24 protein-coding genes and 1 tRNA gene are annotated in these 23,863 nt (G+C 45.2%); 17 read left to right on the plus strand and 8 right to left on the minus strand.

The window, feature by feature from the left end; translation table 11 throughout:
- Positions 1 to 274 precede the first annotated feature (274 nt).
- Complete coding sequence (locus R7E42_RS21830) at positions 275 to 967, plus strand: oligogalacturonate-specific porin KdgM family protein (RefSeq protein WP_005382004.1); 693 nt, start codon at positions 275 to 277, stop codon at positions 965 to 967.
- Between the two features lie 65 nt (positions 968 to 1,032).
- On the opposite strand, the gene R7E42_RS21835 is transcribed toward R7E42_RS21830, so the two are convergent.
- Together R7E42_RS21835 and R7E42_RS21840 are read right to left on the minus strand one after the other, a co-directional pair.
- Positions 1,033 to 1,482 carry a DUF411 domain-containing protein gene (locus tag R7E42_RS21835; protein ID WP_104975943.1) on the minus strand — a complete coding sequence of 150 codons (450 nt, stop codon included), beginning with the start codon at positions 1,480 to 1,482 and terminating at the stop codon, positions 1,033 to 1,035.
- 21 nt (positions 1,483 to 1,503) lie between these two features.
- On the minus strand, positions 1,504 to 4,200 hold the full coding sequence (locus R7E42_RS21840; protein WP_213973555.1) for a heavy metal translocating P-type ATPase: 2,697 nt from the start codon (positions 4,198 to 4,200) through the stop codon (positions 1,504 to 1,506).
- A 478-nt stretch (positions 4,201 to 4,678) separates the two neighbouring features.
- Between R7E42_RS21840 and chiP the strand changes: the two genes are divergently transcribed.
- From chiP to R7E42_RS21860, 4 genes are all read left to right on the plus strand, one after another.
- Positions 4,679 to 5,800 (plus strand): chitoporin, encoded by a 1,122-nt coding sequence (gene chiP / locus R7E42_RS21845; protein WP_005382007.1) that lies wholly within the window; start codon positions 4,679 to 4,681, stop codon positions 5,798 to 5,800.
- A 125-nt stretch (positions 5,801 to 5,925) separates the two neighbouring features.
- Positions 5,926 to 6,519: a DUF2057 domain-containing protein gene (locus tag R7E42_RS21850; protein ID WP_213973554.1), complete on the plus strand. Its 594-nt coding sequence runs from the start codon at positions 5,926 to 5,928 to the stop codon at positions 6,517 to 6,519.
- Between the two features lie 177 nt (positions 6,520 to 6,696).
- Positions 6,697 to 8,124, plus strand: a complete 1,428-nt coding sequence (gene gltX / locus R7E42_RS21855) for a glutamate--tRNA ligase (protein WP_005384075.1) — start codon at positions 6,697 to 6,699, stop codon at positions 8,122 to 8,124.
- Between the two features lie 640 nt (positions 8,125 to 8,764).
- Complete coding sequence (locus R7E42_RS21860) at positions 8,765 to 9,727, plus strand: OmpA family protein (protein ID WP_005382010.1); 963 nt, start codon at positions 8,765 to 8,767, stop codon at positions 9,725 to 9,727.
- A 114-nt stretch (positions 9,728 to 9,841) separates the two neighbouring features.
- Here the strand turns inward: R7E42_RS21860 and R7E42_RS21865 are convergent, their stop codons facing one another.
- From R7E42_RS21865 to R7E42_RS21875, 3 genes are all read right to left on the minus strand, one after another.
- Complete coding sequence (locus R7E42_RS21865) at positions 9,842 to 10,348, minus strand: hypothetical protein (protein WP_005382011.1); 507 nt, start codon at positions 10,346 to 10,348, stop codon at positions 9,842 to 9,844.
- Between the two features lie 279 nt (positions 10,349 to 10,627).
- Positions 10,628 to 10,704: transfer RNA gene (locus tag R7E42_RS21870), tRNA-Arg, on the minus strand.
- A 176-nt stretch (positions 10,705 to 10,880) separates the two neighbouring features.
- Positions 10,881 to 12,014, minus strand: coding sequence for a flagellar assembly protein FlgT (locus tag R7E42_RS21875; RefSeq protein ID WP_005382012.1), 1,134 nt, complete (start codon positions 12,012 to 12,014; stop codon positions 10,881 to 10,883).
- Positions 12,015 to 12,183: 169 nt separating this feature from the next.
- Between R7E42_RS21875 and R7E42_RS21880 the strand changes: the two genes are divergently transcribed.
- Positions 12,184 to 12,822 (plus strand): FlgO family outer membrane protein, encoded by a 639-nt coding sequence (locus R7E42_RS21880; RefSeq protein WP_005382013.1) that lies wholly within the window; start codon positions 12,184 to 12,186, stop codon positions 12,820 to 12,822.
- A gap of 9 nt (positions 12,823 to 12,831) precedes the next feature.
- Positions 12,832 to 13,263 (plus strand): flagellar assembly lipoprotein FlgP, encoded by a 432-nt coding sequence (gene flgP / locus R7E42_RS21885; protein WP_005382014.1) that lies wholly within the window; start codon positions 12,832 to 12,834, stop codon positions 13,261 to 13,263.
- Positions 13,264 to 13,365: 102 nt separating this feature from the next.
- Here the strand turns inward: flgP and R7E42_RS21890 are convergent, their stop codons facing one another.
- The 3 genes from R7E42_RS21890 to flgA form a co-directional block, all read right to left on the minus strand.
- Positions 13,366 to 13,791 (minus strand): flagella synthesis protein FlgN, encoded by a 426-nt coding sequence (locus R7E42_RS21890; protein WP_005382015.1) that lies wholly within the window; start codon positions 13,789 to 13,791, stop codon positions 13,366 to 13,368.
- Positions 13,792 to 13,818: 27 nt separating this feature from the next.
- The gene (gene flgM / locus R7E42_RS21895) at positions 13,819 to 14,133 is read right to left on the minus strand and encodes a flagellar biosynthesis anti-sigma factor FlgM (RefSeq protein ID WP_005382018.1); all 315 of its coding nucleotides are present in this window, start codon (positions 14,131 to 14,133) and stop codon (positions 13,819 to 13,821) included.
- A gap of 116 nt (positions 14,134 to 14,249) precedes the next feature.
- A complete protein-coding gene (flgA, locus tag R7E42_RS21900) occupies positions 14,250 to 14,996 on the minus strand; it encodes a flagellar basal body P-ring formation chaperone FlgA (protein ID WP_005382020.1) in 747 nt (248 codons plus the stop codon).
- A gap of 76 nt (positions 14,997 to 15,072) precedes the next feature.
- On the opposite strand from flgA, the gene R7E42_RS21905 reads away from it, so the two are divergent.
- The 10 genes from R7E42_RS21905 (at position 15,073) to R7E42_RS21950 (ending at position 23,860) form a co-directional block, all read left to right on the plus strand.
- Complete coding sequence (locus tag R7E42_RS21905) at positions 15,073 to 15,999, plus strand: chemotaxis protein CheV (RefSeq protein ID WP_005382022.1); 927 nt, start codon at positions 15,073 to 15,075, stop codon at positions 15,997 to 15,999.
- Positions 16,000 to 16,010: 11 nt separating this feature from the next.
- Complete coding sequence (locus R7E42_RS21910; protein WP_005382024.1) at positions 16,011 to 16,838, plus strand: CheR family methyltransferase; 828 nt, start codon at positions 16,011 to 16,013, stop codon at positions 16,836 to 16,838.
- A 303-nt stretch (positions 16,839 to 17,141) separates the two neighbouring features.
- Positions 17,142 to 17,537, plus strand: a complete 396-nt coding sequence (gene flgB / locus R7E42_RS21915; protein ID WP_005382026.1) for a flagellar basal body rod protein FlgB — start codon at positions 17,142 to 17,144, stop codon at positions 17,535 to 17,537.
- A gap of 5 nt (positions 17,538 to 17,542) precedes the next feature.
- Positions 17,543 to 17,956 (plus strand): flagellar basal body rod protein FlgC, encoded by a 414-nt coding sequence (gene flgC / locus R7E42_RS21920; protein WP_005393132.1) that lies wholly within the window; start codon positions 17,543 to 17,545, stop codon positions 17,954 to 17,956.
- Between the two features lie 17 nt (positions 17,957 to 17,973).
- Positions 17,974 to 18,684 (plus strand): flagellar hook assembly protein FlgD, encoded by a 711-nt coding sequence (gene flgD / locus R7E42_RS21925; RefSeq protein WP_005382029.1) that lies wholly within the window; start codon positions 17,974 to 17,976, stop codon positions 18,682 to 18,684.
- 30 nt (positions 18,685 to 18,714) lie between these two features.
- Positions 18,715 to 20,028, plus strand: a complete 1,314-nt coding sequence (gene flgE / locus R7E42_RS21930) for a flagellar hook protein FlgE (RefSeq protein ID WP_005382030.1) — start codon at positions 18,715 to 18,717, stop codon at positions 20,026 to 20,028.
- A gap of 330 nt (positions 20,029 to 20,358) precedes the next feature.
- Positions 20,359 to 21,108 (plus strand): flagellar basal-body rod protein FlgF, encoded by a 750-nt coding sequence (gene flgF, locus R7E42_RS21935; protein WP_318072990.1) that lies wholly within the window; start codon positions 20,359 to 20,361, stop codon positions 21,106 to 21,108.
- 18 nt (positions 21,109 to 21,126) lie between these two features.
- Positions 21,127 to 21,915, plus strand: a complete 789-nt coding sequence (gene flgG, locus R7E42_RS21940) for a flagellar basal-body rod protein FlgG (RefSeq protein ID WP_005382032.1) — start codon at positions 21,127 to 21,129, stop codon at positions 21,913 to 21,915.
- 30 nt (positions 21,916 to 21,945) lie between these two features.
- Positions 21,946 to 22,725, plus strand: a complete 780-nt coding sequence (flgH, locus tag R7E42_RS21945) for a flagellar basal body L-ring protein FlgH (protein ID WP_005382033.1) — start codon at positions 21,946 to 21,948, stop codon at positions 22,723 to 22,725.
- A gap of 43 nt (positions 22,726 to 22,768) precedes the next feature.
- Positions 22,769 to 23,860 carry a flagellar basal body P-ring protein FlgI gene (locus R7E42_RS21950; protein ID WP_318072991.1) on the plus strand — a complete coding sequence of 364 codons (1,092 nt, stop codon included), beginning with the start codon at positions 22,769 to 22,771 and terminating at the stop codon, positions 23,858 to 23,860.
- Positions 23,861 to 23,863: the final 3 nt, after the last annotated feature.

Genomic DNA, 23,863 nt, shown 5'->3' on the forward strand with positions numbered 1-23,863 from the left:
GATAAATATCAATAAATTATCTGTTTACGATCACACTTCTATTTTTTTAATAATTTTATAAAAATACGGTAAGTGCCTGTATTTCCCATGTTTCTATCAGGGTTTTTGAGCTTCGGTTTGAACAAGATCACTTTTTAAAATGTTTTATTTTCCATCGCGAATTAATTGAAACAATATTGCGAACGCCAAGGAGGCACATTCCAAAGTTTGCGATAAAAGGGAAGAGATGCCCTCTAAAACTATCGCATAACGTGAATAAATAAAGGCAGTAATTATGAAAAACATTTTTGCACTGAGTGCTCTTTCTCTCGCTTTCGCTTCTAGCGCTTTTGCTGGTTCTTCTTACGTAACAGGTAATGTTCAATTCCACGATGATGGTCGAATTCATGGTTCGGACGTTACGTCTACACTGGAAGCTGGTCATACTTTTGATAACCAATTCGGCGGCTTTACGGTTTATACCGAATTTGATGGTATTCAGTTGGGTAAACTGGAAACAGAAAACGGTGGCGCAGGTAACACAACACCAGCAATCACTGTGGGTGGTGAGCAGTCATTTAATATTACCGATCATTTATGGGTTGCCGCGGGTTACCAACACCTGTTCTCTGCTGGCGAGAATGTACAGTACCGTCCATTGGTTAAGATCGGTTACAACTTCGATAACGGCATCTCCTTAAGTAACCGTACTCGTGCGCACATTGATGCGACAGACGCAGATGCGGATACAGATTACCGCATGGACAACCGCATCGGTTACGTGATGAATGAGGATGTGACGCTAAGCTACAACAACGTCTACATGATTGAAGCGGAAACCATGGACCACGAGCTTCGTGCAACGTGGACTCGTAAAGGTGTTCAACCTTACTTTGAGTTCCGTAGTCAAGCACACGGTGCAGAAAACGCGAGTGGTGACAGCCTAGTGAATAACGCTTTTGTATTTGGTGCTTCTTACGGCTTCTAATTTTATATTTGTCTTAACTGTCCATTAAGAAAAAGCCCAGCGGTTTGTCTCGCTGGGCTTTGTTTTTATTTGCCGTTGCCTTCGTGGTGGCTATATTCGAACACTTGTCCTTTTTCGTTAAAGGCGTAAACGGTGTAGCTGTCTTTTTTGTCGCCATATTCCATACCAGGGGAGCCCATTGGCATGCCCGGTACTGATAGGCCTTTTGCGTTACGTGGTGGATTTTTCAAAAACGCTTTAATGTCTTCGGCTGGAATGTGACCTTCAAACAGATAGCCGTTGATCTCTGCCGTGTGGCAAGAGTAAAGCTGTTCATTCTTGATGCCTAGATCGCGTTTGATGGCGTTCATGTCATCGTGCAATTTTTCTTCGACCGTAAAGCCGTTCTCTTCCATGTGTTTTGTCCATTCTCCACAACAGCCACAGTATGGCGATTTGTGGTTTATAACACCGGCTGCCAATACGTTGGCGGACACGGTCGCAAGCATTGCAAAGGTCAATAGTTTCAACTTCATAATACCCTCAAAAAGAAGTGGTTACTTTACTGAAAACAGTCGTAGTCGATTTGCATTACTAACGACAGTAATTGAAGACAGTGCCATTGCCGCTCCTGCGACAACAGGACTGAGCAAAAATCCAAACGCTGGGTAAAGCACGCCAGCGGCAACTGGAATACCCAACGAGTTGTAAACAAAGGCACCAAATAGGTTTTGCTTCATGTTTTTAAGTGTAGCGCGAGAGAGTTCAATCGCATGTACTACCGCCATTGGTGACGTGTTCAGGATGGTCATTTGCGAACTTTCAATGGCGACATCACTGCCGCTACCCATGGCAATACCTAGGTTGGATAACGCGAGAGCAGGGGCGTCGTTAATGCCATCCCCCACCATTGCCACGACATGTCCTTGAGATTGAAGTTGCTCAATGTGCTGAGCTTTCTCATCTGGCATTACTTGGGCAATCACTTCATCAATACCAAGTTCTTGGCCGATAGCATTGGCAACGTGTTGGTTATCGCCTGTCAGCATTACCGTTTTGATGCCTTGCGATTTTAATGCAGAGAGCGCTTGTTTCGCATCTGATTTGATCGGGTCGGCAATGGCGAGCAGACCGATCAGTTCGCCGTTCAATGCCACAGCTACCGGAGTCCACGCATTTTTTGCGCATTCATCGATGGCAGATTTTAGTGCGCTAGTCTCGACGTTCTCTGCTTGCATAAATTGAAGCGAACCAATGAGCAGCGGTTTATCTTGATACGTCGCCAAAATGCCGCGCCCGCGAACGTTCTCAAACTTGTCTAATGAGACATCCTTTGCGTCGTGTCGTTTGGCGTAATCACATACCGCTTTTGCCAGTGGGTGCTCAGACTGACGCTCTGCCGCATACGCTAAAGCCAATAGATCTTCTTGGCTGGTGGCGTGAGTAAACACTTGCTGAACGCTAGGTTTACCTTGGGTAAGCGTGCCAGTTTTGTCGAATACAACCGTGTCGACTTTGCTTGCCAATTGCAGGGCGTCGGCGTCTTTGATCAGAATGCCGAGCTCTGCGGCTTTACCCACTCCCACCGTGACAGAAAGTGGGGTTGCTAAGCCTAGAGCGCAAGGGCAGGCGATGATCAGGACGGTTGTGGTGACCACCAGCATATAACTCGCTTTTGGCTCTGGGCCAACGGCAAACCAAACGAGCGCGGCCAGTATTGCTATGCCAACAACGACAGGGACAAACACCGATGAAATCTGGTCTGCCAGTTTCGCGATGGCTGGCTTACTGCTTTGCGCTGTGCGCACCATGCGGATGATACGAGCCAGCATGGTATTTGCGCCAATGCCCGTTGCCTCAATGACTAATCCACCATCGGTATTTAATGTCCCGGCAGACACTTGAGCCTCTTGTGCTTTTAACACTGGTACTGGTTCACCAGTGAGCATCGACTCATCAATGTATGATTCACCTTGAATCACAACACCATCAACAGGCACTTTCTCGCCTGGTTTGATACGCAGCTTCATGCCTAGCGTGATTTGCTCAACCGTTATTTGTTGATCGCCTTGTTCCGTGATTACCGTAGCTTGCTGAGGTTGCAGGTTAATCAGAGCTTGCAATGAGCGTGTTGTGTTTGCTTTGGCTTTTGCTTCTATATAGTGACCAAGAGAAATTAAGCCGATGATCATTGCACTCGCTTCAAAGTACACGTGGCGTGAAGCAAGAGGGAACCAGTCTGGGAAAATCACCACAAGCATCGAATAGAACCACGCTGCGCCAGTACCGAGCGCGACTAACGTGTCCATGGTGGCTCGCTTGTGAGTAGCCGCTAACCAAGCGTTACTGAAGAAGTGTTTCCCTGCTGTGGCAAGAAGGAGTAAACATACGATACCGATCGCGCCCCAAGCTAATTGGTCGTTGGTGCTGCGAATCATCATATTGCCGCCAGCAACGCCCCAAATCATTAAAGGGGCACCGACGACAAGGCCAGCAATAGCATCCAGTTTGAAGCGTTTTTGCTGCTGACGTTGTTGCTGTGCTTGCTTTTCTTGCTGGGTTGCGGCGTCTTGTAGGATCTCTGCTTGGTAACCGGCTTGTTTTACCGATTCAACAATTGCGTTAAGGAGGTCATCAGAGTCTTGGCTTGCGAATACTAGTGCGCTTTGTTCTGCAAGGTTGACCTGTGCTTTCTCAACGCCTTCTACGTTAGTAAGTGCTTTCTCTACTGAAGAGACGCAACTCGCACACGTCATGCCTTGAATCAGCATTTGCAATTGAATACTCGCTGGTGGCACCTGCGTATCTTTAATATTGCTTTGCTTTTCTACCTGTTCGGTCTCTGGTGAGCTTTCGTTCTCTACTTCAACAGAATCAAGGTTGGCGGTATAGCCGAGTGTTGCTATTAAGTCGATCACTTGTTGCTCGGAGAGGAGGGTACGAATCTCTAAGTGCGTTGTTGAAGCCTCAAAAGAAATAACGTCTTGATTAGATTCTAATAAAGATGAAAGTTTTTTGACGCAACCGCCACAGCTTAAGCCTGAAAGGTTTAGCTCGTAGTGATTTCCTGCTTGGTAACCAAGAGATTCAATCGACGAGACGAGCTCTTTAAGAGAAGACTCGGTTTTGACCTCTACTTGCGTCGGGGACAAATTGAGGATCTCCACATCGTGATTCGCATGTAAAGCATTCTCAACTTTTCTCGCACAGCCCATGCAGTTGAGCCCTGATAAAGGTATAACTAACTGATACATAATCTGCACCTCAATAGTAGTGATGCTATGAGCTTAAACCTTCCTGCAAGGGTAAGGTCAATACCCATTTGCTACTCACAACAATTTCGTCAAAATCTCTCGAATCCCACAAGTGCACGGTCATTTTACTTGCGAGTGATCTCAAGGTTTTTTCTCTTTGAATATAAAGTTCCGTTAAAACACCTAAAAGATGAATGAAGTCGCTCACGTTTTTTAGATGCTCTCAATGTCAGTTCAGTGTCAAAACGTACTTTTAACGTTTTTTATTTTTTATATTTGATGTTAAGTAATTGTTTTTTATTGATTTATTTTATTTTTGATCTTCTCATTTTGAAGTCGCTCAGATTGCTGTAGGGAAAGTTTTTTAGTGCGAAAAAAGTTTGTCATATTTGCCCCGTCCAAACACTGTTTCAAGTTCCTGCCATGTCCTAGTTAGTGAATTTGAAAATGGAAAAAACTAAAAATATAGGGGTTTATAATGTCTTACCTAAAGAAAAGCCTACTTGCCACGGCAATTACCGGCATGATGTTCAGTGGTGCTGCATTTGCTGATGGTGCAAACAGTGACGCAGCAAAAGAGTTTCTAACCAAAGATTCATTTTCTTATGAAGTTTACGGAATCATCGCGATGCAGGCCGCGTACCGCGATTACGATTCTGGTAGCAAAGCAACGGACGATGATTTGGGTGGCATGCAGCTAAACAACGAATCTCGTATTGGTTTCCGTGGTAAAAAACAATTTGCTAACTTCGACCCTACTTTTATTTGGCAAATCGAAGGCGGTTATGTAGACCCTAGCTTTGGTGGCGAGGGCGCAGGTCTTGGTGAACGTGACACATTCGTCGGTTTTGAAAGTGCATCTTGGGGTCAAATTCGTCTGGGTCGCGTTTTGACACCTATGTACGAATTGGTTGACTGGCCAGCATCTAACCCTGGCCTGGGCGATGTATACGACTGGGGTGGTGCTATTGGTGGCGCCAAGTACCAAGACCGTCAATCAAACACTATCCGCTGGGACTCTCCAATGTTTGCTGACAAATTCTCCTTAGATATCGCAGCTGGTGCAGGTGATAAAGCAGGTCTAGGTGAAGGGGATGACTACTGGGGTGGTATCGCAGCACACTACAAAATTGGTCCTATCCAGTTAGATGCGGCATATGAAGGTAACCGTAATATCAAGATGGAAAGCCAAACGTGGGAAAACAACACGTACTTGGTAGGGGCACAAGGCTGGTTTGATAACGGGATCTCTTTCTTTGCGCAATACAAATACATGGAAGCGGACGCAAGCAATGGTGTGAGTGAAAAGCAAGATGCAATGTCTGCCGCTATCATGTACACCACGGGTGATTGGCAATACAAACTGGCTTACGCCGCTAACTTTGATCTCGAGCGTGATGGTAAGAAAATTAACGATACAGCGGACGATGTGTTATCAGCACAAGTTATGTATTTCGTAGACCCATCGGCAGTGCTGTACGTACGTGCTCGTACTCTAGACTTTGGCGACGGTGCGTCTCAATTAGATAAACCAACAGAAGCACGTTGGAAGTCTGCTGACTACGACGAGTTCTCTGTGGGTGTTGAATACTACTTCTAATAAAGAAGTAGCTAAAAGGGCGGAAACGCCCTTTTTGTCTTGATACTGATTCAAATAAGCCTTTGGAATGACTGGCCTGTAAGTTTCAGAGGCTTATCTAAATTGGTATAAAGTGAGAAACCACGATGAAAAAAACAACGACACTTCTCGGACTTTGCGCAATGCTTTCTGCGCCTGCTTTTGCTGCTCAACTGACTCTGCAAGCTGAACTGGTTCCTCGCGTTCTCAACGGTGAGTTCGTGTACCCTGAGTGGATTTCCAAAAATAACAGCATCGAGTTAAAGGATGGGGAAAACCAATTGGCGGTAACGGTTGGACAAATCGTATTTGAAGATGGAAAGCGCCGTAAATTCGATTCGCAGCCGCTGGTATTAGAGTTTGATGCAGAAAAAGACACCGAGCTTTCTCTGACTTATCAAACATTCCGTACTATTGAAGAGGCGAGAGCCTTCGAACTCGATCCTAAAGTGGTATTGAAAGACAAAAACGGAAAAGAAGTGGCATTCTCTATGGTTCAACTTCGTAAAGGTGGTTTGCAAGGTTTTCGTGATTATGAACGAGAAGTTGCCGACTATAATAACGCAATGAATAAAGAATCGACTAAGGCAAGCATTGCGTCTTCTCCAGCGGAAACCAAAACAATCAAAGCATCGTTTAATGAATTGAGCCGTGAAGAGCAGCAAGAATTTATGCAATGGGCAATGCGTAACCTGAAGTAATTTCGTCTCGTGCTTTAACAGTAAATAGCAGGGCTGTGCCTTTTTGGTTCTGCCCTGTTTTTATTTCTGTTGTCAAACCGATTGTAGAATTGACTTACGGTGGTAAAATGTCGCCACTTTTATCCTTGACATTACAACGAGAGATCTCTCGTTGCTCATTACCCCTAAGGAACTCAAATGACGGTTAAAACTCGTTTTGCTCCTAGCCCAACTGGCTATCTACACGTTGGTGGTGCGCGTACTGCACTTTACTCTTGGCTATACGCTAAAAACCAAGGTGGTGAATTCGTTCTACGTATCGAAGATACAGACCTTGAGCGTAACTCTCAGGAAGCGGTTGATGCAATTCTTGAAGGCATGGAATGGCTAGGCTTGGAGTGGGATGAAGGTCCTTACTACCAAACTCAACGTTTTGACCGTTACAACGAAATGGTTGATAAGCTTCTTGCTGAAGACAAAGCTTACAAATGTTACGCCTCTAAAGAGCTGCTAGATGAAATCCGTGCAGAGCAAGAAGCAAATAAAGAAATGCCTCGCTACGATGCTAACCATCCAAAAATCAAAGCAGCAAACGAAGCGGCAAAAGATGGCGATCCATGTGTTATCCGTTTCCGTAACCCGAAAGAAGGCAGCGTAGTATTTGATGATCAAATCCGTGGTCGCATTGAAATCCGCAACGATCAAATGGATGACCTAATCATTCGTCGTACTGACGGTTCACCTACTTACAACTTCTGTGTAGTAGTGGATGACTGGGACATGGGTATCACTCACGTTGTTCGTGGCGAAGACCACATCAACAACACGCCTCGTCAAATCAACATCTACGAAGCCCTAGGTGCGCCAGTACCAACATTTGCACACTGTGCAATGATCCTGGGTGATGACGGCGCGAAACTGTCTAAACGTCACGGCGCTGTATCAGTCATGCAATACCGCGATATGGGTTACCTGCCTGCGGCACTAAACAACTACCTAGTGCGCCTTGGTTGGTCTCATGGTGACCAAGAAATCTTCTCTCAAGAAGAGATGATCAATCTATTTAGCCTAAACGCAGTATCTAAGTCAGCGTCTGCTTTTAACACTGACAAACTGCAATGGTTGAACAACCACTACATCAAGAACTCAGATCCTGCGTACGTTGCTGAGCATCTACAATGGCATCTAGATCAACAAAAACTAGACGTAACGAATGGTCCTGCTATCACTGACGTGATCAAGCTAGTGGGTGAGCGTTGCAACACGCTAGTTGAGCTAGCTGAGCAAATCCGTTACTTCTATGAAGATTTCTCTGAGTTTGAAGCGGGCGCAGCGAAGAAACATCTACGTGGCGTGGCTAAAGAGCCTCTAGAACTTGCATTAGCGAAAGTGGAAGCACTAACTGAGTGGACGACAGCGAACATCAAAGATGGCGTTATCGCAGCAGTATGTGAAGAGTTGGAAATCGGCATGGGCAAAATCGGTATGCCATTACGTGTTGCTGTAACAGGCGGCGGTCAGTCTCCTTCTGTCGATGCAGTAATGGAGCTGGTTGGAAAAGAGCGTTGTATTGCTCGCATTAAGATGGCGCTTGAGTTCATTGCTGAGCGTGAAGCAAACGCATAATTGCTTTGAACTGAACGTTCTTTTGAATAAATAGTCACAAAGCCGCGGTGAGCAACCGCGGCTTTTTTGTATCTTCAATTTAGATAACGAGAAACTTTCTCTCATATTGGTGAATGAAGAGATGGTTTCACCTGTAATTTACCTCAATATGGATAAGATTTTTTAATCCAAATATCGTTGGCATGAATAAAAAACGAGCGATTATATATCAAATATCTGATTGATTTTTATCCATCTTCCTTAAAGTTCCATTTTATTTGTCTCATTTTTAAGAAAAACCTTTGCTTTAGCTATGTTGTTCCAAAAAACAAAGCAAACGTTTGCGTCGTGATTGCGTGGGGATTTTTTTGCTTAAGATCACATGTTGTCGAGATTTTTGATGACAATAAATTGACAGAATTGGGATTTTTCTCGCGATTTCTTAGCGTTATAGTTCATCCCGTCAGCGATACCGAGATGGCGATATGTATCACTGAACAGGAAATGTACGTAAGTTGCTTCCATAAAAAAAATGCATGTGCATAAAAAGAAGCTGACTAAGTATCTCACTCAAGGAATGAATAAAAAGAATTGAAATACAACGTCAGTCAGACGGCGCATTTCGGCATCTAACAAAAGAACTTCTTTAGAGGAATCAATAATGAAAAAATTAGCAGCGGTAATTTCAGCGTCTCTACTTATGGCTTCAGCAGCACAAGCAGAAGTATACGTTGGTGGTAAGATGGGTAAGTCATGGATGGAAGACGCGTGTGTAGCGGGCCAGGCTTGTGACAAAGATGATTCTACTCTTGGCGCTTTTGTTGGTTACGAAATGAATAAATACTTCGCAGTAGAAGCGGGTTTCGACAACATCGGTGATTTTAACCAAACTTCTTTCGGTGGCCACGTAGAAGCAATCACTCTTGCTCCTAAATTTAGCCTACCAATCACTGAAGACATCGCACTTTACGGTAAAGTGGGTGGCGCTTACGTAATGTTTGATGGCAAAGATGATTACTCTTACCTAGGCGCGGCTGGTCTTGAATTCAACCTAAGCCAAAACGTAACAGCTCGTGCGGAATACCAAACACTAACTGACATCAGCAACGATGTAACTCGTGCGACAGGTAACACTGCAACACTAGGTGTTTCTTTCAAATTCGGCGGCAACGATGAGCCAGTAATCGTAGAAGAGCCAGTTGTTGTTGAAGAAGTGGTTGTAGAAGAAGTGGTAGAAGAGCCAGTTGTAGTTACGAAAACATTCGAAACTCAAACAATTGGTACAGGTAGCTTCGATCTAAACAGCACAACTCTAAAACCAGAGAGCGCTGCAAAACTTGATAACCTAGTTGCTTTCCTAAACGAGCACCCACAAGCGAACGTTGAAGTTGTAGGTTACACAGATACGTCTGGTCCAGCAGCTTACAACCTAAAAGTTTCTGAAAAACGTGCTGAGTCTGTTGCTAACGCACTGGTTGAAAAAGGTATTGATTCATCACGTATCCAAGCTCGTGGCGAAGGTGAAAACAACCCAATCGCTTCAAACGACACTCGTGAAGGTCGTCAACAAAACCGTCGCGTAGAAGTCGTTGTTCCAGAATTTGAATACCAAGTTCAGCAATAAGCTCCTATTCGACCGTAGTATAGAAGACTGAAGCTGAAAGCCCCAAAGAGTTCGCTCTTTGGGGCTTTTTATTTCTCTTTAAAAACTGACTGAAATGTTCAAAGTGGCTAGGTATTACTTAAGATCAATGCTGTTTAAACGCCCCATAAATGTCAGGATCTCCAAGTTATCTTTATGTGCTTCTAACAACGCTTTTTTGGTTTGCATGTAGGCGGCAAGTTTGCCGTACTTACTAATAGAGCGAACCACCGTTTTATATTTATACTCACCGTCATCATTGAACTCTCGCCACTTGGCGATGTAACACGTATCTCGGTTGTCAGGGTTTTCAAGAGTAGGGTTAGGCTTGTGAACGATTTTAGGCTCAACGCTATGTGGAAGCCTGGTCATTAGGTAAGGGTCTTTCAAAAGACGTCGCCAGAATTTGCCCCACATTTGCCGGCCTAACTCGTTTCTCAGCTTAATGGCTTTTTGTAAGCCTTTCTTTTCTCCAATACGAACAAATCCTACCGAGCGGTGTAGTACCGTATCCTCGGGGGTATGGATATGTATCTTAAAGGCTGTCTTGCCTTTAGAAATAAAGCGGTGTCCAGTGTTAGTTATTAAATTGCTCTTAGACATAGTGCTAACTAATAATTTTATTAATAGCTAAAAGGGTAAGCAAAACTCATAGATAATTAAAGTAATAAAATACAAAACTGTAAATAGGGCTTGTTGAAATGATTTCAAGGGGAAGAAGTCAGATCAGTAGAAGGCTTTATCCCGTAACCGAAACACCTGATCCGATCATATTGATTATTGGGAAGATTATCTAACACGATGTACTAGGGGGAGCAGTGCGAGGCTTGAAATTGAAGATACAAAAAAGCCTTAGCTCAAGTGGGAGCTAAGGCTATGATATGGCGCCCCCAGTAGGATTCGAACCTACGACCTGTCCCTTAGGAGGGGACTGCGCTATCCAGCTGTGCCATGGGGGCGTAATACCAATAGTTGCAGTTCATTGCACTGTTTTACTGAGTTCAAATCTAGCAATCTACCTAGATCTGTATCAGCATCACGTTGAACGATTCGCTACGGTCATTGGTATAATCAAATAAGATGCGCTGCCTATGATATTCAAAAGTGAGCATATCTCAAGACTTAATGTTTGCTTTTATAGGATCTTGTTCATTACGTCGCCAATTTGAACGCTAGATGCTAAATTTGGCTGATCAATCGTCAGTTCCGCTTCGTGTTCGTATATGCGTGATACCGTTAATGTAATTTCGCTTTGCGAGACTTTGTTTCTTGGCAATCCATTTTGGTCGATAAACGACGCGGTGTGCCAAAGCTGTAATTTGTCTCCCTCTTTTACGCCGTGCATACGGCCGAGATCCATCGTTACGGTATTACCGAAGACTGCCACAACCTCTGGCAGTGTAATTTTGCAAGATAGCTCCGACTCCAGATCCAACATAATATTGCGACTAACGCGAAGCATCATCTCGCCATAGGTCGATGCCCAAAAACGTGCACTACGAGTGTCCACTTGACTCGTCTTAGCAAATGGCCAACGCGCGACCTCACGGTAGGCTTTGTTGAAGATTTCATGGCCAGTTTTACCATCAAATACTTTCATTTCTAACGCAAACTGACGATTGATGATGTCATCTTGCAATAGTTGAGATTCGACCGTTGCAGTGAGATCGGTAATGACCCCTCCAATGATGTATTGTGCGCCATTGTCTTGCGCGATCATTTGAGTGCGAGCAGGATAGTTGCTGCTTATTGAGTAGTCCGTTGTACCAACAGACACAAAGCTGCGTGAGGTTTGATCAAGTTGACGGTTCACTACGTGGCTAAAATCGTCACCAACTTGATAAATTTGTCCCATCACTGCTTGTTGTGGTGATGCGACCTCAATATTGCCGACCAGCATTGTCTTTTTGTATTGATCGGTGTGGCAACCCGTTGCCGATGGATAAATATCAACGCGGATTTTTACCTCGACTTTACCGCGACGTTTGCGTTCAGACTCCACCAAAATGTAACGGACTTCATGATTGGTAAACTGGTATTCGTTGCGACTTTCTTCTAATAGCGGCATCAAGTTGCTAATACTGCCAATATCTGCGCCCGAAAAATTGACGGCTTTGAACAGCGCGTCTTCCAACGCATGGAGCCTTGCCGTCTCTTCTGAAGAAACGATGGTGGCAACGCCTGTGACTTCATACCAAGATGCCATTACCTTAAAAGGCACAAGCATCACTAAAGTGATTGAAAACAGACTGTTTAATATTTTTTTCATTGGTTACAACCGTTCGGGTATAAATATTGCTTTAACAAATTCAGTGAAGTTTGGTGGGTTTTTCTTCGTTAGGCAAACAAAGAAAAGCAAAGACTGTTCCAATATTCACTTTCTTGGAAAGGAATTAATAAAGAACGGTATCACCTAAGATTATCTGGAGAATCAAACCATGAAAAAGTGGCTTGTCGCTGCATCGATGATGACGCTTCTGACATCGTGCGCGTACTCACCGATTTACAATGGTAAAGAACCTTACTCGGGAAGCCAGTTCATGCTGATGGATAGTCCGCGTCATACGATGGACTTTTTCATTGAGAGCATGACAGAAGACCTGATGGTTTCTAATGTGGCAGTATCAGCGCGGACACCGATTGCGATTACCTCGTTTGTTGATCTACAAAATATGGATGCAACAAACTGGTTAGGTAACTCGGTCTCTGAAGGTTTTATCCATCAGTTTCAGCGCCGAGGGTTTAAAGTGGTTGATTTCAAAACTACGGGCTCTATTCAAGTGACGCAACAGGGCGATTTTGCTTTAAGTCGTGATTGGCAAGATTTAGCTCAAGAGCAGCAAATTCAGTATGTATTGACCGGAACGATGCTGCGCCAAGAGGGGGGAGTGCTTGTCAATGCACGCGTGGTTGGCATGCAAAGCCGTGTAGTTGTAGCGACAGCGCAAGGTTTCCTTCCGGCTGACCGTATTGGGCGTGACTTAGATACGTTAAATAGCATCCGCACACAAGATGGTGTGTTGATTCGTTCTGACCCTACCATTCGTCAGCCGTACACTGTGATTCTCCGTCCATAGGATAGAAGCATGAAGAAGTTATTATTTATTGTTGCCACACTGATATTGGTTGGGTGTCAGCCATTACAACAGATGCGTCAAGATGAAATCTTAGTGGCGGTGGGCTACGCCAGCGTCAGTGAGCAAACAGGCCGCACAGTAGAAGAAAAGCGTGTACGTGCAATGCGCGCATCAAAAATTGATGCTTATCGTGAGCTAGCAGAGCAAGTTTATGGCATGCGTGTTAGTGGACGTGCAGAGCTGCAAGACCAGCGTTTGGGTATTGAAAGCACCACTGGTGCCGTCGATGGTGTAATTCGTGGTGCAGAAGTTGTGCGTAGTTATCTTGTTGAAGACAGTTATGTGACTGAGCTGCGTCTGGATATCCGTAAGATGGATAAGCTACGTGATTATGGAGAAGTTCAGCAAGTGCCTGAGAAGCGTCAGCAAACTTTGTTTTAAACCATTTCACTAGACAGATAATCTTTTTGAGCGGCTGATTGGTAACAATGAGTCGCTTTTTTATATCTACGTGAGCGCGGGAATTGAGGGTAGGAGTGACGTTTAAGCTTTTATATTGGTGCCAAGCGTCGAGATGGTGTGGGTTTTTCCGCCCGCATTGTAGGTCATGCCAACTTTGCCATGAGTTCGCTGGAGCATGTTGTTGAGTTTATTGAAGCTCAGCTGTGCGCGACTAAGCGATTCGCCATTTACTTGGTTAACTTGTTGACAGTCGAGGACGATCGATTGGATTTGAGCAACAACCTGACTTAGGTGCTCATCTTCAGTAAGTTGATTGACGTGCGGGTGAGAGGCGATTCGCTGATCAGTTGTTCTGAGCTGATCAATGAGCGTCATCTTCTGTTTGGCAATGTTCTCAATCTCGGTAGAGACACGCGCCGTTATTGCTTGTGTTTCTTGGCGTAAAACAGCGGAAAGTGCCTTAGCATTTTCTAGCTGGAAATTAACGAGATCGACTAATGCTGCCATAAAATACTTACCTTCGGCCTAAGTCAGTTAGCTTTTGCCTTGCAATTCGTTTTCAAACTTAATCATGTTGTCAGCCAATTTTTCAGGATCGACTTTGTATGAACCGTTTGTGATAGCTTCTTTGATTGCTGCAACTTTGGCGCTGTCATATGCCGGAGAAGCTGCCATATCCTTCTGGAGTTTACTGACGGCTTTACTTTGCTGGCTGAGTGATACTGCGTCTTGTTGCGCTGGCGCCTTTTTTGATTCTGTCGTGCTGGTAGCATTGGAATCGTTACGTGCAGGTGCGCGACTTGTTGTCGTCATCATTTGCCCTGAACGTATATTATCTATACCTGCCATGTTTAACCTTTGCCTTGTATCGTAATACTGGTATCCAGACTATCGACCAGCGCAAAAATAACTTTAGTCATTTTTTGCATTTTTATTGATCAGTTTAAACACGCTACCAGTGGGTATTAAAAATTAACAGTGATTTCCGCAATGTCAGTCACTATGCCTTCTATTATACGTTGCGACTTATCATTTTTCACTCTTACTTGATCGCCAGCTGAACCATCCTGCAATGCTGTGCCTTGCGTTGTGATCGTCATGCCAGAATTCACCGCTTTGATAATGACCTTTTCATTTCGGCATACCACACAAACATCATTTCTCTCTACGACATCGCCTAAGCGAACATTACGCTTTAGCTTTGCCCCAACCACTTGATCGTAGCTAGAAAATCCATCTTTACGAAAGCGCTGTAGCTCGATCATGGAAGTGGTAACATCCGATGCGCTGACGATTTCTCCTCTCCCTAGTGTTCGTGTAGCGACGATCATTGGTACTGATACCGAGATCCTCACAGGGACATAGACTTTCCAGTCATCCGGTTGGCATTCCACTAACACATTGATGTTACTTCTCGTGCTGCTGGTGGAAGAGGCAGATGTATCTAACGGAACAGGGCAATCCGTTGCTTTTATTCTCGAGTCGATCTCTGCCGCATTAACAGATAGCTCGCCACCATCAGGCTGATCAACCGTAGCAAGAATATGTTGTTCTGCTGCTGTTTTTATTTGCTCGATCTGATTATCTGAAGCTGAATGAACAAAAAAGCTAAACATACTGAGCAAAATGCCGATAGACTTAGCGTACTTTGTAATTAGCGCTCTACATATTGTCATAGTCAATGGTGTCGAAGTGAAAGTGAAATACGCCATACTGTCTCCCTGGTATCGTGCTTGCCAGTGGTAGAGTATCATTTAAAAACAAAAAGTTTGAGATGGAGATGAGCATATGACGGGGATTCTTGACTCGGTGAATCAGCGTACGCAACTCGTCGGTCAGAACCGATTGGAATTATTGACCTTTCGACTGATGGGCCGACAGCGCTACGGCATTAACGTATTCAAAGTGAAAGAAGTACTACAGTGCCCTAAGCTGACTTCAATGCCAAATCTACACCCTCTGGTTAAAGGTATCGCTCATATCCGCGGCCATACCGTGTCCGTTATTGATTTGAGCCTGGCAATTGGTGGCCGCCCAACCACTGATTTAGATAAATGTTTTGTTGTTATTGCAGAATTTAACCGTACGATCCAAGCATTTTTGGTATCATCGGTTGAGCGTATTATCAATATGCATTGGGAAGCGATTTTGCCACCGCCAGACGGCGCAGGTAAAGCGCACTACTTGACTGCCGTTACAAACATTGACAATGAGCTGGTTGAAATCCTTGACGTTGAAAAAATCCTGGCAGAAATTGCGCCAGTTGATGAAACGATGGATTCCGCTATTGGCGAAGAAATCGCACAAGCAGAACAAGAAAAGCCTATTGTACGCCGCATACTGATTGCTGATGACTCGACGGTCGCGCGTAAACAGGTAGAGCGTGCGATTACATCCATCGGTTTTGAGGTCGTATCTGTCAAAGACGGCAAAGAAGCGTACAATAAGTTGATTGAAATGGCTCAAGAAGGCAATATCTACGATCAAATTTCGTTGGTTATTTCCGATATTGAAATGCCAGAAATGGACGGCTATACCTTAACGGCTGAAATTCGCAGACATGCCGATTTGAAAGACCTTTATGTTATCCTCCATTCTTCATTAAGTGGTGTATTCAACCAAGCTATGGTTGAGCGTGTAGGTGCCAACACCTTCATTGCGAAATTTAACCCAGATGAGTTGGGTAACGCGGTTAAATCTGCATTAACACAATAAAAGAGACATTAATGACTGCTATTACAATCAGTGATCAAGAGTATCGTGACTTTAGCCGTTTTCTAGAATCGCAATGTGGCATCGTGTTAGGTGATAGCAAGCAATACCTCGTGCGTAGCCGACTGAGTCCTTTAGTGACGAAGTTTAAGCTCGCATCGTTATCAGATTTGCTACGTGATGTTGTTACAGGGCGTAATCGAGAATTACGAGTCGCCGCTGTGGATGCGATGACGACTAACGAAACCTTGTGGTTTCGAGATACTTATCCGTTCACGGTTTTAGCTGACAAATTATTGCCAGAAGTAGCGGCAAGCAAGCGCCCAATTAAGATCTGGTCTGCTGCCAGTTCATCGGGCCAAGAACCGTATTCTATTGCAATGACGATCCTGGAAACGCAACAGCGCAAGCCGGGCTTGTTACCAAACGTGTCCATTACAGCCACAGATATTTCGGCAAGTATGCTCGAGATGTGTCGTGCAGGGGTGTACGACAACTTGGCTTTGGGTCGCGGGCTTTCACCAGAACGTCGTCGCACCTTCTTTGAAAATGCGGACGGTGGTCGCATGAAAGTCAAAGATAACGTCAAGCGTTTGGTGAACTTTCGTCCACAAAACCTGATGGACAGTTACGCACTGATGGGTAAGTTCGACATCATTTTCTGTCGTAACGTATTGATTTACTTTTCTCCAGAAATGAAATCTAAAGTGCTTAACCAAATGGCGAGCAGTTTAAACCCTGGTGGTTACTTGCTGTTAGGGGCATCAGAGTCGCTAACTGGTCTGACTGATAAATTTGAAATGGTGCGCTGTAATCCGGGCATCATTTACAAGCTTAAATAGCGGTATCTCTTCATTGATAGAAAAGCCTGACTTCGTGTCAGGCTTTTTTGTTTGTTACCTTTCTGCGCCGAGCGCTTCATGTATCACTCAATTAGTTGAAGCGCGTTTTTGCCTTGTGCCCTCAACACGGTGTATCTTTATTAAGTGAGCAAAGTGATACGACATGACATTCCAGTTACTTTGGCTCACTTATTGCTATTTCAATTCACGGTAACCACTAGGTTGGTGTAATGCTTTAGGTTTTGGCATGCTAATTGCTTTTTGGTTATCAATCACGGTCAGTTCTTAATTGTAGAGGCAAACATGGCTATATCTTTTGACAATGCACTAGGCATCCACCAGCACACGGTGGGCGTACGTGAGCGCAATGCAGAGGTGATTTCCACCAACATCGCACAAGCAAACACGCCTGGTTACAAAGCAAGAGGTTTAGACTTTGCGAAGGAATTGCAAGCGGCAACATCTGGGGCAAGCATTGGTCTTAGTCGCACAGATGGTCGGCATATTCCTGCCACTACAACGTTGGTTGGGGACAAGTTATATCGTCTTCCTACGCAACCAGATACGGGAGATGGCAACACGGTAGACTTGGATTTAGAGCGTAACTTGTTTATGCAAAACCAAATCAGACACCAAGCATCACTCGACTTTCTAGGCAGCAAATTCAAGAACTTAACCAAAGCAATCAAAGGGGAATAATTTAGATGAGCTTATTTAACGTTTTCAATGTGACAGGTTCTGCAATGAGCGCTGAATCCGTTCGTCTGAATACTACCTCAAGCAACTTGGCGAACGCCGACAGTGTCAGCAGCTCTGCGAAAGACACTTACAAAGCGCGTCATGCCGTGTTTGGTGCAGAGTTAAGTAACGCCATGCGTGGCGGTGATACGGTGCCAGTGAAAGTGATGGGTATTGTAGAAAGTGATAAACCGCTGAGTGCGGAGTACAACCCAGACCATCCCCTTGCAAACGAAGAAGGCTACATTTACAAGCCTAACGTCAATGTAATGGAAGAAATGGCAAACATGATCTCAGCTTCTCGTGCATACCAAACTAATGTACAGGTCGCTGATTCTAGTAAACAAATGCTGCTGCGTACGCTGCAGATGGGTCAATAAGGATAAGGGGGTAGCGTATGGCCGGAATTAACAACGTTGGTCAAAGCGGCTTGTCCTATATCGACCAGCTTAAAAGTCTACAAGAGAGTAACAAGAAAGCGGAAGAGAGCACGGGTAAGCAGGACCTAAAACAGGAAGACTTCTTATCATTGCTCACGAAGCAACTGTCTCAGCAAGACCCTTTTAAGCCGGTAAGTAATGACCAGATGATTGCGCAAATGGCTTCATTTGCGACCGTTGATGGCATTGGCAAGATGAACACTCAGTTTGAGAGTTTGAATTCGTCAATGACATCAAATCAAGCGTTACAAGCTTCCTCTTTGGTAGGGCGTGACGTATTGGTCCCAGGAGCAGCAGGTGTGAAGCAGGACGACGCACCAATGGCGGCAATGGTTAAGCTTTCACAATCTATCGATAATCTGTTTGTTCGTGTAGAGGATGAAGCTGGCCAACTGGTTCGTACCTTTGAGGTAGGGGCGAAACCAGCCGGCGACACGCGTGTGCTTTGGGACGGTAAAGATGAAAGCGGAAATCCACTGCCAGCTGGCAAATACAAAGTGAAAGCGTCTGGCTTAGTTGAGGGGGAGTCGCAAGAGTTCCCAGTATCGACGTATGCCAACGTAAACAGCGTATTGCTTGGCAAAGGTGACGGAAACGTATTACTCAATCTGGCTGGTTTTGAATCGCCAGTTCGACTTGCAGAAGTATTGGAAGTCGGCAAAGCGTAGTCATAGCTCGCTAGATTAGGAGATTTTGGAATGTCATATGTATCTTTAAGCGGTTTGTCCGCCGCCCAACTGGATTTGAACACCACCAGTAACAACATTGCGAACGCCAACACTTACGGCTTTAAAGAGTCCCGTGCTGAGTTTGCTGATGTCTACTCTAACTCTTTATTTACTAACGCAAAAACCACACCGGGTGGTGGTGCACAAGCAAGCCAAGTGGCACAGCAGTTCCATGAAGGCTCTAGCATTTACACCAACAACCCAATGGATTTGCGTGTTTCGGGGACAGGTTTTTTCGCTGTAGCGAAAGAGCGTCTAACTCCACAACAGAATGAACTGACACGTAATGGTGCATTTCACTTAAATAAAGAAAACTACATGGTGACCGCGAACGACGAGTTCTTATTAGGTTACCAAGTGGACCCAAGCTCTGGTGAGGTTTCTTCATACGAGCCACAACCCATCAATATTCCTGCTGAATTTGGTAAGCCAAAACAAACAGCAAACATTGAAGTGGGTGTGAACTTGCCAGCGAACGGCGATTTGAAAGATCCAACGCAGTTTGATTTTTCAGACCCAGATACATACAACCGTTCAACCTCTTCGACAATTTATGACTCGATGGGTCAGTCTTACAAGCTAACGACGTATTACTTGAAAGATCAGACTCAGCCAAATACATGGAACACTTACTACACCGTGACAGATAAAGAAGGTGAAAAGCCTTTAAATGTTGCGGCTGGTGATGCGCAAACGCCAACAGGTCATGTGGGGCATACCATGAAGTTCAACAACGATGGTACGTTGGCGAGCTTGAACAATGGTCAGCCAATCACTTCTGTGGCTCTGGGCGATCCAGCGACGAATACGACACCAGTCGATATGAATGGTGCTGATCCTGCGCAGACGCTTAACTTCGGCTTAGGCTCAGCAACACAGTTTGCGGCTCCGTTCGAACTAACTAAGTTTGACGAAGACGGTGCAACAACGGGCTTCCTAACCAAAGTTGACTTCGATGAAAACGGCAGCGTATTGGGGACTTACTCAAACGGTGAAAACGTTACATTGGGTCGTGTTGCTCTCGTACGTGTTCCAAACGAGCAAGGTCTGGATAAGAAAGGCGGCACTCAATGGGATTCAACGCAGTTCTCTGGTGACAAGATCTGGGGTGAATCAAACAAAGGCTCTTTCGGTACTATCAACAACGGTATGCTAGAGCAATCAAACATTGATATGACTCAGGAGTTGGTGGACCTGATCTCTGCTCAGCGTAACTTCCAAGCAAACTCACGTTCGCTAGAAGTACACAACCAACTACAACAGAATATCTTACAGATCCGCTAGAGCACTAGCTGGGTCATTCGATACTCTGCTTGAGTAAGCAATGGCGTGTGGTTGCTTCTTAGTAATTACCGCTTTGTTCACTTTCATCATGACATTCATCTGATGCTTAGCCTGAATACACCTCACTCAGGCTAAGCATGCTTTGATCTACGATTTGCCGCTGTTGCCGCCGTATGGATCAAAACCTTGCCTCTCGTTACAGTTTTCTGCCTCTATTGACCTCTTTTAATAGTTTGTTATTAATTCAAGGTATTGATTAGTAAGTCTATTTTTATTTTGGCATAACTATTGCTTTTACTCCGTGTACAGAGAGATTTTTTGGAGTAATTTATGGATCACGCACTGTTTCTCGCAATGAGTGGCGCCAAGCAAAATATGCAGGCACTACAATTGCGCGCTAATAACTTGGCTAACGTAAGCACGACCGGATTTCGGGCTGATTTAGCACAGGCTCGCTCAATGCAGGCTTATGGTGAAGGCCATCCTTCACGTGTATTCAGCATGACAGAGCGTCCAGGGCATAACTTTGCTCAAGGTAGCGTGATTACAACAGGGCGTGATCTGGATGTGACGATTGAAGGCAGCGGTTGGATATCGGTACTCGATCACACAGGGAAAGAAGGGTTGACCCGTAACGGCAACCTAAAAGTCGATCAAAATGGCATGCTTACCAACGCAAGTGGTCATTTGGTGCTGGGTGAAAACGATGCGCCGATTACTTTGCCTATTCCTCTCTCCAAAATTGAAATCGGTCGGGATGGCACCATCTCTGTGCTTCCTCAAGGTGCCCCGGCAGAAGAATTCCAAGCGGTTGATCGCATTAAGCTTGTTAAGCCTAATGACCAAAGCTTGTTTAAAGACACCAATGGCTTATTTCGCCATAAAACTCCAAACCAACCTTACGAAGCAGACGCGACTGTTAGCCTCCAGACGGGAGCGATAGAAGGCAGTAACGTGAATGCCGTAGGTGAAATGACCGCATTGATTGACTTACAACGTCAGTTTGAAATGCAAGTCAAGATGATGAGCACAGCTGAAGAAATGGATAAATCTTCAGATTCACTGCTTCGTATGAGTTAACAGAGTTAGAGGTTCACTATGCATCCAGCACTATGGGTAAGTAAAACAGGTCTAGACGCCCAACAAACCAACATTGCCACGATTTCGAACAACTTGGCGAACGCCTCTACTGTCGGCTACAAAAAGAGCCGTGCAGTATTCGAAGATTTGTTCTATCAGAACATCAACCAGCCTGGCGGCCAGTCATCTCAGAACACGGAACTGCCAAGTGGCTTGATGCTAGGTGCGGGTTCTAAAGTGGTTGCGACGCAAAAAGTGCACACGCACGGCAATGCACAGACAACGACCAACGCACTGGACATGATGGTGGAAGGCGACGGTTTTTTCCAAGTGACATTGCCGGACGGCAACATCGGTTATACCCGTAACGGTCAGTTCACGCTCAATGGTGAAGGCACGTTAGTCACGTCGGGTTCTGGCTACCCTGTAGAGCCTGAAATTGTGATTCCAGAAGATGCGATTTCTATTACTGTCGGTACGGATGGTGAAGTGTCGGTTCGCGTCCGAGGTCAGCAAGACAACCAAGTCGTTGGTCAGCTAACCATTACAGACTTTGTTAACCCGGGTGGCCTAGAGCCAATTGGTCAGAACCTTTACTTACCAACGGGTGCCAGTGGCGATCCACAAGAGGGTGTTCCTGGTTTGGACGGTTTGGGGGAAATTCGTCAATCCATGCTGGAAGCGTCCAACGTGAATGTAACAGAAGAGTTGGTCAATATGATCGAAGCCCAGCGCGTTTACGAAATGAACTCAAAAGTGATCTCGTCAGTCGATAAGATGATGAGCTTCGTTAACCAGCAATTGTAACGATTAAGAGCAAGATTTGAGGAGCTCACGATGAAACGTATTTGCCTACTCGCTTTGATTGCTACGATGTCGGGCTGTGCCATGTTGGAACCGATTGAAACGGATGAAGTGACACAAGCAACCACTGTGGTCGACGCAGTAGAAGGCGATAAATCGAAAGAAGAGAGCAGCGGTATTGTAGATACTTTACGTGGTAGAAGCGATCCGGTTGCTGGCGACCCTGCTTGGGCTCCAATTCATCCGAAAAACAAACCTGAGCATTACGCTGCTGCAACAGGTTCGTTGTTTAGCGCCGAGCACATTACCGATCTATACGACGATTCTAAACCACGTGGTATTGGCGACATTATTACCGTAACACTGGATGAGACAACCAGTGCGACGAAAAGCGCAAATGCCGATTTATCGAAAACCAATGAAGCGCAAATGGACCCGCTTCAAGTGGGCGGAGAAGAGCTGCAAATTGGCGGAAAATATAATTTCTCTTATGACCTAAACAACTCCAACTCATTTGCAGGTGACTCTTCTGCAAAACAGAGCAACAGCATCAGTGGTTACATCACTGTTGAGGTGATCGAAGTACTGGCAAACGGCAACCTCGTGATCCGCGGTGAGAAGTGGATGACGCTAAATACAGGTGATGAGTACATACGTTTAAGTGGCACTATTCGTCCGGATGATATTAATTTCGACAACACCATTGCATCAAATCGCGTTTCTAACGCAAGAATTCAGTACTCTGGCACTGGTTTGCAACAAGATATGCAAGAGCCAGGCTTCTTGGCACGATTCTTTAATGTAGCGCTATAACACGCCGTGCTGACGGCAATTTGACTGCAAGAGATAAGTAAGCATGAAAAAACTCCTTTTAGTACTGATGAGCGTTGCTCTGTTTTCTACCGTAGCCCAAGCCGCACGTATCAAAGACGTCGTTCAAGTGGCAGGTGTACGAAGCAACCAACTCGTGGGTTATGGTTTGGTTTCAGGCTTACCTGGTACGGGTGAAGCGAACCCGTTTACAGAGCAAAGTTTCGCCGCCATGCTGCAAAACTTCGGCATTCAGATGCCGCCGGGCACAAAGCCAAAAATTAAAAACGTTGCCGCAGTCATGGTTACGGCAGAATTGCCGCCTTTCTCTAAACCGGGTCAGCAAGTGGACGTGACTGTCTCTTCCATCGGAAGTGCTAAAAGTTTGCGTGGTGGCACCTTGCTGCAAACGTTCCTCAAAGGTCTCGACGGTCAAGTTTACGCGGTTGCTCAAGGTAACTTAGTAGTGAGCGGCTTCAGTGCTGAAGGCGCTGACGGTTCTAAAATCGTAGGTAACAATCCAACCGTTGGTCTTATCTCTAGTGGTGCGACAGTAGAGCGAGAAATTCCAAACCCATTTGGTCGTGGTGATTACATCACGTTCAACTTGCTTGAGTCAGACTTCACAACGGCTCAACGTATGGCGGATGCGGTAAACAACTTCCTTGGCCCACAAATGGCGAGCGCTGTTGACGCGACATCAGTGCGCGTGCGTGCTCCTCGTGACGTCAGCCAGCGTGTGGCGTTCTTATCGGCAATCGAAAACCTAGAGTTCGACCCAGCAGATGGCGCAGCCAAAATCATCGTTAACTCTCGCACGGGCACCATTGTAGTTGGTAAGCATGTACGTCTTAAACCAGCAGCAGTAACGCATGGCGGCATGACGGTTGCGATCAAAGAAAACCTGAATGTTAGCCAACCTAACGGCTTTTCTGGTGGGCAAACCGTAGTCGTACCAGACTCGGATATCGAAGTCAGCGAAGAGCAAGGCAAAATGTTTAAGTTCGAACCAGGCTTAACGTTGGATGATTTGGTCCGTGCCGTGAACCAAGTTGGGGCTGCGCCTTCGGACTTGATGGCAATTTTACAAGCATTGAAGCAAGCTGGTGCCATTGAAGGCCAGTTGATCATCATTTAATGG

It is taken from the genome of Vibrio sp. Vb1337, assembly GCF_033338715.1.
Classification (GTDB): Bacteria; Pseudomonadota; Gammaproteobacteria; order Enterobacterales; family Vibrionaceae; genus Vibrio; species Vibrio alginolyticus.

What these genes read in the sequence shown, in the direction of transcription:
- R7E42_RS21830 (WP_005382004.1), top strand. Translation starts at nt 275, where the DNA reads ATGAAAAACATTTTTGCACTGAGTGCTCTTTCTCTCGCTTTCGCTTCT.
- R7E42_RS21835 (WP_104975943.1), bottom strand. Translation starts at nt 1,482, where the DNA reads ATGAAGTTGAAACTATTGACCTTTGCAATGCTTGCGACCGTGTCCGCC.
- R7E42_RS21840 (WP_213973555.1), bottom strand. Translation starts at nt 4,200, where the DNA reads ATGTATCAGTTAGTTATACCTTTATCAGGGCTCAACTGCATGGGCTGT.
- chiP (WP_005382007.1), top strand. Translation starts at nt 4,679, where the DNA reads ATGTCTTACCTAAAGAAAAGCCTACTTGCCACGGCAATTACCGGCATG.
- R7E42_RS21850 (WP_213973554.1), top strand. Translation starts at nt 5,926, where the DNA reads ATGAAAAAAACAACGACACTTCTCGGACTTTGCGCAATGCTTTCTGCG.
- gltX (WP_005384075.1), top strand. Translation starts at nt 6,697, where the DNA reads ATGACGGTTAAAACTCGTTTTGCTCCTAGCCCAACTGGCTATCTACAC.
- R7E42_RS21860 (WP_005382010.1), top strand. Translation starts at nt 8,765, where the DNA reads ATGAAAAAATTAGCAGCGGTAATTTCAGCGTCTCTACTTATGGCTTCA.
- R7E42_RS21865 (WP_005382011.1), bottom strand. Translation starts at nt 10,348, where the DNA reads ATGTCTAAGAGCAATTTAATAACTAACACTGGACACCGCTTTATTTCT.
- R7E42_RS21875 (WP_005382012.1), bottom strand. Translation starts at nt 12,014, where the DNA reads ATGAAAAAAATATTAAACAGTCTGTTTTCAATCACTTTAGTGATGCTT.
- R7E42_RS21880 (WP_005382013.1), top strand. Translation starts at nt 12,184, where the DNA reads ATGAAAAAGTGGCTTGTCGCTGCATCGATGATGACGCTTCTGACATCG.
- flgP (WP_005382014.1), top strand. Translation starts at nt 12,832, where the DNA reads ATGAAGAAGTTATTATTTATTGTTGCCACACTGATATTGGTTGGGTGT.
- R7E42_RS21890 (WP_005382015.1), bottom strand. Translation starts at nt 13,791, where the DNA reads ATGGCAGCATTAGTCGATCTCGTTAATTTCCAGCTAGAAAATGCTAAG.
- flgM (WP_005382018.1), bottom strand. Translation starts at nt 14,133, where the DNA reads ATGGCAGGTATAGATAATATACGTTCAGGGCAAATGATGACGACAACA.
- flgA (WP_005382020.1), bottom strand. Translation starts at nt 14,996, where the DNA reads ATGGCGTATTTCACTTTCACTTCGACACCATTGACTATGACAATATGT.
- R7E42_RS21905 (WP_005382022.1), top strand. Translation starts at nt 15,073, where the DNA reads ATGACGGGGATTCTTGACTCGGTGAATCAGCGTACGCAACTCGTCGGT.
- R7E42_RS21910 (WP_005382024.1), top strand. Translation starts at nt 16,011, where the DNA reads ATGACTGCTATTACAATCAGTGATCAAGAGTATCGTGACTTTAGCCGT.
- flgB (WP_005382026.1), top strand. Translation starts at nt 17,142, where the DNA reads ATGGCTATATCTTTTGACAATGCACTAGGCATCCACCAGCACACGGTG.
- flgC (WP_005393132.1), top strand. Translation starts at nt 17,543, where the DNA reads ATGAGCTTATTTAACGTTTTCAATGTGACAGGTTCTGCAATGAGCGCT.
- flgD (WP_005382029.1), top strand. Translation starts at nt 17,974, where the DNA reads ATGGCCGGAATTAACAACGTTGGTCAAAGCGGCTTGTCCTATATCGAC.
- flgE (WP_005382030.1), top strand. Translation starts at nt 18,715, where the DNA reads ATGTCATATGTATCTTTAAGCGGTTTGTCCGCCGCCCAACTGGATTTG.
- flgF (WP_318072990.1), top strand. Translation starts at nt 20,359, where the DNA reads ATGGATCACGCACTGTTTCTCGCAATGAGTGGCGCCAAGCAAAATATG.
- flgG (WP_005382032.1), top strand. Translation starts at nt 21,127, where the DNA reads ATGCATCCAGCACTATGGGTAAGTAAAACAGGTCTAGACGCCCAACAA.
- flgH (WP_005382033.1), top strand. Translation starts at nt 21,946, where the DNA reads ATGAAACGTATTTGCCTACTCGCTTTGATTGCTACGATGTCGGGCTGT.
- R7E42_RS21950 (WP_318072991.1), top strand. Translation starts at nt 22,769, where the DNA reads ATGAAAAAACTCCTTTTAGTACTGATGAGCGTTGCTCTGTTTTCTACC.